Origin of the sequence: Endozoicomonas sp. 8E (genome assembly GCF_032883915.1) — a bacterium.
In the GTDB taxonomy this organism is placed as follows: Bacteria; Pseudomonadota; Gammaproteobacteria; order Pseudomonadales; family Endozoicomonadaceae; genus Endozoicomonas_A.
Map to the genome: position 1 here is coordinate 5,006,813 of NZ_CP120717.1, position 14,446 is coordinate 5,021,258.

General features: G+C 48.1%; 6 protein-coding genes. All 6 read left to right on the plus strand.

The genetic code is table 11. From position 1 onward, the window contains the following. Window positions 1-7 precede the first annotated feature (7 nt). The 6 genes from P6910_RS16920 to P6910_RS16945 all read left to right on the plus strand — a co-directional run bounded on the left by P6910_RS16920 (window position 8) and on the right by P6910_RS16945 (window position 14,397). Window positions 8-2,284, plus strand: a complete 2,277-nt coding sequence (locus tag P6910_RS16920; RefSeq protein ID WP_317142448.1) for a hypothetical protein — start codon at window positions 8-10, stop codon at window positions 2,282-2,284. Window positions 2,285-2,355: 71 nt separating this feature from the next. Continuing rightward, window positions 2,356-4,497 carry a hypothetical protein gene (locus tag P6910_RS16925; RefSeq protein ID WP_317142449.1) on the plus strand — a complete coding sequence of 714 codons (2,142 nt, stop codon included), beginning with the start codon at window positions 2,356-2,358 and terminating at the stop codon, window positions 4,495-4,497. A gap of 66 nt (window positions 4,498-4,563) precedes the next feature. After that, entirely contained in the window at window positions 4,564-7,254 is a 2,691-nt protein-coding gene (locus tag P6910_RS16930) for a hypothetical protein (protein ID WP_317142450.1), read from the plus strand. 109 nt (window positions 7,255-7,363) lie between these two features. After that, on the plus strand, window positions 7,364-9,781 hold the full coding sequence (locus P6910_RS16935) for a hypothetical protein (protein ID WP_317142451.1): 2,418 nt from the start codon (window positions 7,364-7,366) through the stop codon (window positions 9,779-9,781). 110 nt (window positions 9,782-9,891) lie between these two features. Continuing rightward, window positions 9,892-12,294 (plus strand): hypothetical protein, encoded by a 2,403-nt coding sequence (locus tag P6910_RS16940; RefSeq protein ID WP_317142452.1) that lies wholly within the window; start codon window positions 9,892-9,894, stop codon window positions 12,292-12,294. Window positions 12,295-12,396: 102 nt separating this feature from the next. Further along, window positions 12,397-14,397, plus strand: a complete 2,001-nt coding sequence (locus P6910_RS16945; RefSeq protein WP_317142453.1) for a hypothetical protein — start codon at window positions 12,397-12,399, stop codon at window positions 14,395-14,397. Window positions 14,398-14,446: the final 49 nt, after the last annotated feature.

Sequence of the window (14,446 nt, forward strand, 5' to 3'; positions counted from 1 at the left end):
CATCATCATGAGTTACGGGCCAACACCTACAACCAACGCTCCAGCGAGTTCAAGCACTACGACATCGCAATTGTCTCAATATTGTGCATCAGGTTCAGATACTGGTGCATCAAAAGGGCGTAAATTTACCCTAAATCCGAAAGCTGAAACGTTTATTCCACGTTCGCAACTTCCTCATGGTGGTCATCAACATTCGAACAGACCCTCAAATATTCAAGACCGGCCACTAACTGCATGCCAGAGCCCTACTCCCCGGACGTTTCACCCGGAGGCGAAGACCTACTCTCCTGAAGCGCTTAAAAAAGCGATCAATAGCGCTTTCGCAATGCTCAACAATCAAAATTTCATAGCGGCAGAAGAAGCATTCCGGGTCATCTTACACAACAAGCATGGCATACCGAATCCGTTCGACAAGCAGAACGTAACCGTAGGGCTTGCAAGATCGCTAAAAGAGCAAACCTGCGAAAAACAGTTGGAAGCCTGCTCTATTCTGGAAGAACTCAGGTTAGATGGAACACTCAACAGGTTCGGGGCTTCGACCATTTATAACCTTGATCTGACCCTGAGCCTTTGTGAAGAGGCGCTTGGAAGACATTTTGATGCCGAAACCCGACTGTTGAGACTGAGAAAAAAAAGGCTCGATGCCGATGAGAGAACCCTGTGCAAACCTTCTTACTATTATGCCGCAGATATTAATAATGCCCGACTGTGGCAGTCTATGGGCAAATACACTCTGGCTGAAACACTGTTCCTGAACATAAAAAAAGAACTGATTAAAAACCTGCAGTCAAAACCCTATTCTCCTGCTACATCAAAACCGCGTAAATACCTCGGTACCGTCAATATAGCCCTGGGGCGACTCTGGCAGTTAATGGACAAACATCAAGAGGCTGAAATCCTGACGCTCGGAATCATTGGCAAGCGCCCTGATGACCATGAGGACGTGCTCTGCAGGCAATCTGATCACAAAGACGTTGATCTGGCTCTGACGTTTATCTGGCGGGCGTTGGGCAAGCATGAGCGGGCTGAGAGGCTGCTGCTGAACATCAGTCGCAAGCATCCCGATGACAGTGAGGAGATTCTCTGTAGCTCCTCTGGCGATCCTGCCATTGACATAGCGCTGGTGCGAACCTGGGAAGAAATGGACAAACTTGAGTCGGCTGAAAAGCTGCTGCTGAACATAAGTGGCAAGAGACCCAACGACAATGAGGAGGTCCTGTGTGAACCCTGTGGGCATCATGACATTGATCTTGGTCTGGCACTGCGCTGGCAGAGGAAATACAAATATATACGAGCTGAAAAGCTACTGCTGAAAATGAGCGGAAAGCGCCCCAGTGACAGCGAGGAAGAACTGTGCAAGCTCTCTGGAAATCGTGAAATTGATTTGACTCTGGCACGACATTGGGAGCTGACGGGCAAATATAAACTGGCTGAAAAGCTGCTGCTGAACATGTCTGGCAAGCATCCCAATGCCAGTCCAGACAGCCTGTGCAGCTCCTGTGGGAACATGGAAATTGACCTGGCTCGGGTGAGACTCCTGGAAATGATGGGCCAACATGAATGGTCTGAAAAGCTGATGCTGAACATGATTGGTAAGCCCCCCGAAGCTACTCTGGAAGAGCTTTGCAAACCATTTGGGCATCATGACATTGACCTGACTCGGGCGCGACTCTGGCAGGAAATGAACAAATTTGAACTGTCTGAAAGGCTGCTGCTGAACATGAGTGGCAAGCACCTCAATACCGATGAAGGCAACCTGTGCAAACCTTCCGGGAATCAACAGATTGACATGACTTTGGTAAGACTATGGGACGCTATGGGCAAATATGAACAGGCTGAAGGACTGATCAGGCGTTGCTGTGAGTTATATCATTCGAATGAATGTCAATTAACCCTGTTGTGCTTATCTACCGGGAAAGCGGGATTTCTGGAAATGATCAGCCGCTGTCCGGAAAGTGCCAATACTCTGGTGGCTACCTCGATCCATTATTTCACCCTGGCTTGTGAGCAGATAAAAAAAGACGGTCCGGAGTCTGCAAAGGATAACCTTGAAAAGGCGCTTGAGCAGGTTGAATCAGCGTTGCAAAAGTACCCACCGATTGCGGGAGCTTATTCACAAAAAGCCCATTGTCTCAGGATGCTGGGGCGAAGCAGGCAACAATGGACAGAATGTTTTGATAGAGCGCAAACCCTTGACTCCAGCCGAACCCAAAAGGGGAAAGCTGATTTTTGGCGGAGGAACGAATACATTGCTCTTGAGATAGTTCGAGGTTTCACAGGTTAGATAGGCAACCCTCTACTTTATTACGTCCACTGCCTGTCAAAAAGTGTAAGTTTCAGGGAATTAATGAGGCTATGAATTACGGATTACCAACAATAACCCGTTCCGCGACCCGTTCGTGCACCGCAACCGTTGCGACATCTCAACCGCTGCAATATTATGCCTCAGGTTCAAATGCCAACACTGAAGCAACAAAGCCTCCGTTTAAATTAAACCCGAAAGCGCCAGCGTTTATTCCACGGGTGCAACCTGGTCAACCTGTTCAGGAACATCCGGGCGCAGCCTCAAATATCCTGGACCGGCGAGCAAAGGCATACCAGAATCCGTCTCCCGTGACGTTTCACCAAAGAGCGAGTAAATCCCGTCCTGAAACGGCTAAAAGGATTGATAGCGCTTTCGACGTACTAAAAAAACAAGATTACATAAAGGCAGAAGCAGCATTCCAGGCCATCTTGCAAGATGACCACAACATACTGAATGAATTCGATCACCAGAGAACAGTTATAGGGCTTGCACGATCGCTGAAAGAACAAACCTCGGAAAAGAAGAAAGAAGCCCTTACTCGTCTGGAAGAACTCAGGGTGAATGGAACCTTCACCGAGTCTGGAGCTTCAACCATTCGTCACCTTGATCTGACCATGAGCCTCTGCGAACAGGCACTTGGATGGTTCCTTGATGCGGAAGCACGACTTTTAAGGCTCAGAAACAAAAAGCCCGATGCAAACGAGGAGACACTTTGCCAGCACTCTGGCTATTTTGACGCTGATATCGCTAATGCACGACTATGGCAGTATATGAGAAAATATCAGCTGGCTGAAAAACTGCTGTTGGGCATGAAAGCAGGGCTGATTAATAAGCTGCAATCGAACCCACACACTGCCGTAGCAGAAAAACTGCATAATTACCTCGATTGCGTAAATATAGCTCTGGCGCGATACTGGCAGGAGATGTGCCAATATGATCGGGCTGAAGAACTGCTGCTGAGCATGGGTGGCAAGCACCTCGATGAAAGTATCGAAACCCTGTGCAAGCCCTCTGGGCATCATGACATAGACCTGGTGCGACACTGGCAAGTGATGGGCAAATATGAATGGGCTGAAAAACTGCTGCTCAACATGAGTGGCAAAGACTCCAAAGACAGTATCGAGACCCTCTGTACACCCTCTGAGCACCCCGAATTCAATCTGGCTCTGGCGCTTCTCTGGCAGGTGACAGGCAGACATCAACTGAGTGAAAAACTGCTGCTCAACATGATTGTCAAGCACCCCGATGACACTGAGGAGATCCTGTGCACGCCCTCTGGAAAACATGAGATTGATCTGGCTCTTGTACGACTCTGGCAGGAGATGGGCCAATATCAAAGGACCGAAAGACTGCTGTTAAACATGAGTGTCAAACACCCCGATGAGAATGAGGAGACCTTGTGTCAGCCCTGTGGGCAACATGACATTGACCTGACACTGGTTCGACTCTGGCAGAAGTTGAAGAAACATAGACAAGCTGAAAAACTGCTACTGAAAATGAGTGGCAAGCGCCCCGATGCCGCTATGGAAGAACTTTGCAGGCCCTGTGGAAACAATGACATTGACCTGGCACTGGCGCTGCATTGGGAAATAAAGAACAAATATCATCTAACTGAAGGGCTGCTGCTGAACATGAGCAACAAGCACCTCAACCACAGTGAGGACAGTCTGTGCATGCCTTGCGGGAATCATGATGTTGATCTGGCTCTGGTACGCCTCTGGGAGATAATCGACAAAGATAAACAGGCTAAAAGACTGATTGAGCGTTGCTGTGACTTATACCATTCGGATGAATGTGAATTATCATATTTGTCCTTATCTACCGGGAAAACAAGCTTTATGGAGGCGATTAACAGGTATCCGGAAAGTGCCAATAAGTTGTTGGTTATCTCAATCCATTATTTTGCACTGGCGTGTGAGCAGATATCAGAAGGCAGTCCGAAGTCAGGAGAAGAAAACCTCATTAAGGCGCTTGAGCATGTGGAATTAACACTTGAGAGGTACCCCCCGACTGCGGGCGCTTATTCACAAAAAGCGCACTGTCTCAGGATGATGGGCGCCGATGATCAAAAATGGCAAAAATGGTTCCAAAAAGCCCATGTCCTTGACTCCAGCCGAAAACAGAGGGGTAAATCGGATGCCTGGCGAAGCAACGAATATGCGGCTCTTCAAAAGATAATGACTCAGACATAAGCATGAACTTTTATATCCGTTGACTGTCCAATGGCACAGTTTTCCCTGCATGGAGGTTACATGGCTATGAGTTACGGTTTGCCGTCAACAACTACTGCCGCGGCCAGTTCAAGCATCACAAACACTACAACATCGCAACCATCACAGCATCGTGCATCAGGTTCAGATACCAATGCGTCAAAAGGGCACAGATTTACCTTAAATCCGAAAGCTCCAGCGTTTATTCCGCGTCCGCAACTTGTTCATGGTCGTCATGAACATTCGAACAGACCCTCAAATATTCCAGACCGGTCAGCAACTGCATGCCAGAGCCCCACTCCCCGGACGTTTCACCCAGAGGCGAGGACCTACCCTCCTGACGCTCTTAAAAAAGCGATCAATAGCGCTTTCGCAATGCTCAACAATCAAAATTTCATAGATGCAGAAAAAGCATTCCGGGCCATATTACACGGCAATCATGGCATACCGAATACGTTCGACAAGCAGAATGTAACCATAGGGCTTGCAAGATCGCTAAAAGAGCAAACCTGCGAAAAACAGGTGGAAGCCTGCTCTATTCTGGAAGAACTCAGGTTAGATGGAACACTCAACAGGTTCGGGGCTTCGACCATTTATAACCTTGATCTGACCCTGAGCCTTTGTGAAGAGGCACTTGGAAGACACTTTGATGCCGAAACTCGACTGTTGAGACTGAGAAAAAAAAGGCGCGATGCCGATGAGAGAACCCTGTGCGAACCTTCTCGCTATTGTGCCGCAGATATTAATAATGCCCGACTGTGGCAGTCTATGGGCAAATACACTCTGGCTGAAACACTGTTACTGAACATAAAAGCAGAACTGATTAAAAACCTGCAGTCAGAACCCTATTCTCCTGCTACATCAAAACTGCGTAAATACCTCGATACCGTCAATTTGGCTCTGGGGCGAATCTGGCAGTTGATGGACAAACATCAAATGGCTGAAGAACTGCTGCTGGAGATGGTTGGCAAGCACCCCGATGACAGTGAAGACAGGCTCTGCAAGCACTCTGATCATAAAGACATTGACCTGGCTCTGGTGCGAGTCTGGCAAACAAAGGGCAAATATGAACGGGCTGAAAGACTGCTGCTGAACATGAGTCGCAAGCATCCCGATGACAGTGAGGAGACCCTGTGCAGCTCCACCAGCCACAACGGCATTGACCTGGCTCTGGTGCGAATCTGGCAAGTGAAGGGTAAATATCTACGGGCTGAGAAACTGCTGCTGAACATGAGTCAAAAGCATCCCGATGACAGTGAGGAAACTCTGTGCAGCTCCACCGGCCACAACGACATTGACCTGGCTCTGGCACGAATCTGGCAAACGAAGGGTAGATGTCAACGGGCTGAGAGACTGCTGCTGCACATGAGTCGCAAGCGTCCCGATGACAGTGAGGAGATTCTGTGCAACCCCATTGACCATCGTGACATTGACCTGGCTCTGGTGCGACTCTGGGAAGTGATGAACAAACAAGAGCTGGCAGAAAAACTGCTGCTGAACATGAGTCGCAAGCGTCTCAATGACAGTGAGGAGATTCTGTGCAGCCCCAGTGAACATCGAATCATCGATCTGGCTCTGGTGCGACTCTGGGAATTGATGGACAAATATAAGATGGCTGAAAAACTGCTGATGAACCTCAGTGGCAAGGACCCCAATGACAATGAGCAGTTCCTCTCTGAGCCCTGTGGGCATCATGACATCGATCTGACTATGGTGCAACTCTGGCAGATGATGGGCAAACATCAACCAGTTGAAAAACTGCTGCTGAACATGAGTGGCAAGCACCCTGATGCCAACGAGGAGACCCTTTGCAAGCCCTGCGGGAATTGTGACACTGACCTGGCTCTGGTGCGACATTGGGAGCTGACGGGCAAATATAAATTGGCTGAAAAGTTGCTGCTAAACATGAGTGGCAAGCATCCCGCTGCCAGTGAAGAGATTCTGTGCAAGCCCTGCTGGCAGCATGCCATTGATCTCACTCTGGTGCGACATTGGGAGATCATGGGTACCTATCACCTGAGTGAAAAACTACTGTTGAACATGATTGGCAAGCACCCCGATGACAGCGAAGAGATCCTGTGTGCGCCCTGTGGGCATCATGGTATTGACCTGACTCTGGCGCGACTCTGGCAGAAGACGAATAAACCTGTAGAGACTGAAAGGCTGCTACTGAACGTGACTGGCAAGTTCCTCAATGACAGTGAGGAAAGCCTTTGCAAGCCCTTTGGTCATCATGACATTGACCTGGCTCTGGTATGCCTCTGGGAAAGGATAGGCAAAAATGAATGGGCTGAAAAACTGCTCAGGCATTGCCGTGATTTATATCATTCGAAAGAGTGTGAATATCTGCTCTTGAACTTATCTGCCGGACGGGCAGAATTTATGGAAATCATCAACAAGTATCCTGAAAGTGCCAATACCCTGCTGGTTACCTCAATCCATTATTTCAACCTGGCGTGTCAACAGATAACAAATGATAACCCGGGGTCAGGAAGCGATAGCCTTAAAAAGGCGCTTGAGATTGTTGAATCGATACTGGAAAAGTACCCTCCCAGTGCGGGAGCTTATTCGCAAAAAGCACATTGCCTCAGAATGCTGGGTAAAAGCGAGCAAGAATGGAGGAACTGGTTTGAGAAAGCGCGATCCCATGACCCCAGCCGGATATATAGAGGTAAAGCTCAACTTTGGCGAAACATCGAAGCCACTGCTCTCCAGAAGTTACGAGACCTGAAAGGTTAAATGGATAACCATGAACTTTTATGTCCATTGACTGTCCAACCATTATCCCATCTGCCTTAATCTGCCACATTCAGGCAGTCGTACTGTTTTCCAGAGAGTTTAAATGGCTATGAATTACGGATTATCAACAACCAGTGCCCCCACAAATTCGGGCACCTCGACCACTACAACATCACAACCAAAACAAAATCGTGCGTCAGGTTCAGATACCAGTGCGACAACAGAGACTACATTTACCCCTGGTAGGAGAGCTCGAACGTTTGTTCCAAGTGCCCGGCATCATCAAGGTGCTCACGAACGTTCGAACAGAGCTGCAAATACTTCAAACCGACAAGCAACTGCAAACCGGAGGTCTACTTCCCGACCATTTCAACCAGCTGCCAGGAACGCCTCTTCACAACAGATTGCAAAAGAGATCGATAGTGCTTTCGCAATACTTAATAATCAAAATTTCATAGGTGCAGAAAAAGCATTCCGGGTCATCTTAACCGACAATTGGGGCGAACTGACTGCGTTCGAAAAGCAGAACACAACCGTAGGGCTTGCAAGATCACTAAAAGAGCAAACCCGCGAAAAACAGATAGAAGCCTGCTCTCTTCTGGAAGAACTCAGGTTGGAAGGTAAACTCAGCTGGTTTGGGGCTTCGACCATTTGTAACCTTGACCTGACCCTGAGTCTTTGCGAAGAGGCGCTTGGAAAGCAACTTGAGGCTGAAACACGACTTTTGAAACTGAGAAGAGTAAGTCACAATGCCGATGAAAAGACCCTGTACAAGCCTTCTCGCTATTATCCCGCAGATATTAATAATGCCCGATTGTGGCAGTCTATGGGCAAAAACACTCAGGCTGAAAGGCTCCTGCTGAACGTCAAAGCAGATCTGATCGAAAGGCTGCACTCAGAACCCTCTGCTGCAATTGCACCAAAGCTGCAGAAATACCTCGACAGCGTAAATATGGCGCTGGTCCGACTCTGGGAAGTGATGAATAAACATGAATCGGCTGAAAAACTGCTGCTGAACATGAGTCGCAAGCATCCCAATGGCAGTGAGGAGGCTCTGTGCAAGCCCTGTGGGTATCGTGACATAGACCTGACCCTCGTAAGACTCTGGCAGATGACAGGCAAAAATAACCGTGCTGAAAAGCTGCTGCTGAACATGAGTGGTAAGCGCCCCGGTGCCAGCGAGGAAGAACTGTGCAAACCCTGCCGTAAGCATGAGATTGATCTGACTCTGGTGCGACATTGGGAGCTGACAGGCAAAAATAAATTGGCTGAAAAGCTGCTGCTTAACATGAGTGGCAAACATCCCGATGCCAGTGAAGAGATTCTCTGCAAGCCCTGCTGGCAGCGTAAAATTGACCTGACACTGGTGCTGCATTGGGCGGTTAAGGGCAAATATAGCCTGGCTGAAAGACTGCTGTTGAACATGCTTCTCAAGCACCCCGATGACAGTGAGGACATCCTGTGTGAGCCCAGTGGACATCATGATATTGACTTGGCTCGGGCGAGAATCTGGCAGGATATGGATAAAACTGAACGAGCTGAAAGACTGTTGCTGAATATTAGTGCCAAGACCCTCAATGACACCGAGGAAAGCCTGTGCAAGCCCTCTGGTTATCATGACATTGATCTGGCTCTGACGCGACTATGGCAGATAATGGGCAAACATGAACGGGCTGAAAGACTACTGCTGATCATGAGTGGCAAGCAACCCGGTGCCAGTGAAGAGATTCTGTTTCAGCCTTGCTGGAAAAATGACATTGATCTGACTCTGGTGCGACACTGGGAGGTCATGGGCAGATACAAATGGTCTGAAAAACTGCTGTTGAACATGAGTGGCAAGTCCTCCTGTGCCAGTGAACAAGAACTATGCAAGCCCTGTGGCCATAATGACATTGACCTGGCTCTGGTGCGACTCTGGGAAAAGCTGGAAAAACATGAGCTGGCTGAAAAACTGCTACTGAACATGGGTGGCAAGTGCCCCAATGACAGTGAAGAAAACCTTTGCATACCCTTTGGTCATCATGACATTGACCTGGCTCTGGTCCGACTCTGGGAGATGATGGGCAAACATGAATGGGCTGGAAAGCTGCTCAGGCGTTGCTGTGACTTATATCATTCGCACGAATGTGGATATACGCTGTTATGTTTTTCCGCGGGGCAGGCAGAATTTATGGAAATGATTGGCAACCATCCAGAAACTGCCAATACCTTGCTGGTCTCCTCAATCCACTATTTCAACCTGGCTTGTAAGCAGATAACCAATGACGACCCGGAGTCAGGAAATGATAGCCTTGAAAAGGCACTTGAGATTGCTGAATCAATACTGGAAAAGTACCCTCTGTACGCGGGAGCTTATTCGCAAAAAGCGCATTGTCTCAGAATGCTGGGTAGAAGTGAGCAAGAATGGAGGGAATGGTTTGAAAAAGCAGCATCCCTTGACCCCGGTCGGCTTTATAAAGAGAAAACTGATTTATGGCGAAACAACGAAGCCACCGCTCTGCTGAAGTTACGCAGTCTCAAACTTTAAATAGATAGCCTTGAACTTTTATGTCCATCGACAGTCCAACCGTTACCCCAGCTGCCTGACGTATCACCCTCAGGTAGCTGGGGTAAAAATTCACCAGAGACCGTAGGGCTATGAGTTACGGATTACCGACAACGACCACTGCCGCTTCCAGTTCGAGCACCCCGACTGCATCGACATCACAACTGTCTCAGTTTGGTGCCTCCGGTTCAGATACCGATGAGAAAAAAAGTTGTCGATATACCTTAAACCCGGAAGCCAGAACGTTTATTCCAGGTGCTCGTCAACATGCCAACAGCCCTTCAAATATTAAAGACCGGCAGGCAACTGCAAACCAGAGTTTTACGCCACGGACTTTTCAGCCAGGGAAGAAAAATCCCGCCCCTGAAGCTATTAAAAAAGAGATCGATAGCGCTTTCGCAACACTCAACAATGAAAATTTCCCAGATGCAGAAAAAGCATTCCGGGTCATATTACACGAAAACAAGAACAGACTGAGTCCGTTCGATAAACAGAATACAACCATTGGGCTTGCAAAATCGCTAAAGGAACAAACCCGCGAAAAACAATTGGAAGCCTGCTCTCTTCTGGAAGAACTCAGGTCTGAAGGAGAACTCACCCGCTTTGGAGCCTCGACCATTTATAACCTTGATCTGACCCTGAGCCTTTGTGAAGAAGCGCTTGGAAAGCACTTTGACGCTGAAACACGACTTTTGAAACTGAGAAAAAAAAGGCGCAGTGCCGACGAGGAAACCCTGTGTAGATCTTCTCGCTATTATTCCGTAGATATTACTAGTGCCCGACTGTGGCAGTCTATGGGCAAAAACACTCAGGCTGAAAGGCTCCTACTGAACATAAAAGCAGATCTGATCGAAAGGCTACAGTCAGAACCCTATGCTCTAATTGCACCAAAGCTGCAGAAATACCTCGACAGTGTAAATATAGCTCTGGTGCGACTCTGGGAAGTGATGAATAAACATGAATCGGCTGAAAAACTGCTGCTGGACATGAGTCGCAAGCATCCCAATGACAGTGAGGAGGCTCTGTGTAAGCCCTGTGGGCATCGTGACATTGACCTGACCCTCGTACGACTCTGGCAGATGACAGGCAAACACAGACGTGCTGAAAAGCTGCTGCTGAACGTGAGTGGTAAGCGCCTTGGTGCCAGCGAGGAAGAACTGTGCAAACCCTGCCGTAAGCATGACATTGATCTGACTCTGGTGAGACATTGGGAGCTGACAGGCAAAAATAAACTGGCTGAAAAGCTGCTGCTTAACATGAGTGGCAAACATCCCGATGCCAGTGAAGAGATTCTCTGCAAGCCCTGCTGGCAGCGTAAAATTGACCTGACACTGGTGCTACATTGGGCGGTTAAGGGCAAATATAGCCTGGGTGAAAGACTGCTGTTGAACATGATTCACAAGCACCCCGATGACGGTGAGGAAATCCTGTGTGAGCCCAGTGGACATCATGATATTGACTTGGCTCGAGCGAGAATCTGGCAGGATATGAATAAAACTGAACGAGCTGAAAGACTGCTGCTGAATGTGTGTGGCAAGCCCCTCAATGACACTGATGAAAGCCTGTGCAAGCCCTCTGGTTATCATGACATTGATCTGGCTCTGACGCGACTATGGCAGATAATGGGCAAACATGAATGGGCTGAAAGACTACTGCTGAACATGAGTGGCAAGCAACCCGGTGCCAGTGAAGAGATTCTGTTTCAGCCTTGCTGGAAGAGTGTCATTGATATGACTCTGGTGCGACACTGGGAGGTCATGGGCAAATATGGATGGTCTGAAAAACTGCTGTTGAACATGAGTGGCAAGTCCTTCTGTGCCAGTGAACAAGAACTATGCAGGGCCTGTGGCCATAATGACATTGACCTGGCCCTGGTGCGACTCTGGGAAAAACTGGAAAAATATGAGCTGGCTGAAAAACTGCTACTGAACATGAGTAGCAAGTCCGCCAATGACAGTGAAGAAAGCCTTTGCATACCCTTTGGTCATCATGACATTGACCTGGCTCTGGTAAGACTCTGGGAGATGGTGGGCAAACATGAATGGGCTGGAAGGCTGCTCAGACGTTGCTGTGACTTATATCATTCGAACGAATATGAATATACGCTGTTATGTTTTTCCACGGGGCAAGCAGGATTTATGGAAATGATTGGCAACTATCCGGAAACTGAGAATACCTTGCTGGTCACCTCGATCCACTATTTCAACCTGGCTTGTAAGCAGATAACAAATGACGCCCTGGAGTCAGGAAAGGATAGCCTTGAAAAGGCCCTTGAGATTGCTGAATCAATACTGAAAAAGTACCCTCTGTACGCAGGAGCTTATTCGCAAAAAGCACATTGTCTCAGGATGCTCGGTAGAGGTGAGCAAGAATGGAAGGAATGTTTTGAAAAAGCAGTATCCCTTGACCCCGGTCGGCTTTATAAAGAGAAAACTGATTTGTGGCGAAACGATGAAGCCACCGCTCTGCTGAAGTTGCGCAGTCTCAAAGTTTAAATAGATAGCCATGAACTTTTGTATCCATCGACTGTCCAACCGTTACCCCATCTGCCTGACGTGTCACACACAGGGTTAAAATTTACCAGAGACCGTAGGACTATGAGTTACGGATTACCTGCAACTACCACTGCCGCTTCCAGTTCGAGCACCCCGACTGCATCGACATCACAACTGTCACAGTTTGGTGCGTCCGGTTCAGATACCGATGAGAAAAAAAGTTGTCGATATACTTTAAACCCGGAAGCCAGAACGTTTATTCCAGGTGCTCGTCAACATGCCAACAGCCCTTCAAATATTACAGACCGGCAGGCAACTGCAAACCAGAGTTTTACGCCACGGACTTTTCAGCCAGGGAAGAAAGAACCTTCCCCTGAAGCTCTTAAAAAAAAGATCGATAGTGCTTTCGCAACACTCAACAATCAAAACTTCCCAGATGCAGAAAAAGCATTCCGGGTCATATTACACGAAAACAAGAACAGACTGAGCCCGTTCGATAAACAGAATACAACCGTTGGGCTTGCAAGATCGCTAAAAGAACAAACCCGCGAAAAACAATTGGAAGCCTGCTCTCTTCTGGAAGAACTCAGGTCTGAAGGAGAACTCACCTGCTTTGGAGCTTCGACCATTTATAACCTTGATCTGACCCTGAGCCTTTGTGAAGAAGCGCTTGGAAAGCACTTTGACGCTGAAACACGACTGTTGAAACTGAGAAAAAAAAGGCGCAATGACGACGAGGAAACCCTGTGCAGACCTTCTCGCTATTATTCCGCAGATATTACGAATGCCCGGCTATGGGAGTCTATGGGCAAACACACTCTGGCAGAAACGCTGCTACTGAACCTAAAAAAGGAGCTGGATCAAAGGCTGCAGCCAAAGCCCTATGCTTCAGTTGCATCAAAACTGCCAAAATACCTCGACAATGTAAATTTAGCTCTGGTGCGAATCTGGGAAGCGAAGAAGAAATATGAACTGGCTGAAAAACTGCTGCTGGAAATGAGTCGCAAGCATCCTAATAACAGTGAGAAGGTTCTGTGTGAGCCTTGTGGACACCATGACATTGATCTGACCCTGGCACGACTATGGCAGACGATAGGCAAATATAGACGAGTTGAAAAGCTGCTGCTGAACATGAGTGGTAAGCGCGCCGGTGCCAGTGAGGAAGAACTGTGCAAACCCAGCTGGCAGCAAGACACTGATCTGGCTCTGATGCGGTATTGGGAGCTGACAGGCAAAAATAAATTGGCTAAAAAGCTGCTGCTGAACCTGTGTGGCAAACATCCCGATGCCAGTGAAGAGATTCTGTGCAAGCCCTGCTGGCAGCATAACCTTGATCTTGCCCTGGCACGACATTGGCAGGCTGAGGGCAAATATCACCTGAGTGAAAGACTGTTGTTAAACATGATTGGCAAGCACCCCAACGACAGAGAAGAAATCCTGTCTGTGTCCAGTGGGCATCATGATATTGACCTGACTCTGGCGCTGCTCTGGCAGATGATGCATAAACCTGAACTGACTGAAAGACTGCTGCTAAACATGAGTGGTAAATCCCTCAATGACAGTGTGGAAAGCCTTTGCAAACCCGCTGGCCATCATGACATTGACCTTGCTCTGATAATCTTCTGGAAAATGACAGGTAAACATGAAAGATTTCAAACACTGCTCAGGCGTTGCTGTGCGTTATATCATTCGGATGAATGTCAATTAACCCTGTTGGGCTTGTCTGCCGGGAAAGCGGGATTTCTGGAAATGATCAGCCGCTATCCGGAAAGTGCCAATACCTTGCTGGTTACCTCAATCCATTATTTCACTCTGGCTTGTGAGCAAATAGCCAATAACGACCCGAAGTCAGGAAACGATCACCTTATGAAGGCGCTTGAGATTGTCGATTCGGTACTGGAAAAATACCCCTTCATTGCGGGAGCATATTCACAAAAAGGGCATTGTCTCAGAATGCTGGGTAGAAGTGAGCAAGAATGGAAGGAATGGTTCACCAGAGCACTATCCCTTGACCCCGGACGGGCATATAGGTGTAAAACTGATTTTTGGCGAAGCAATGAAACCACTGCTCTTCAAAAGGTACTGGACTCACAGGTCAAATAGATAACCCTGAACTTTTATGTCCATTAACTGTCCAACGACTACCCCGTCT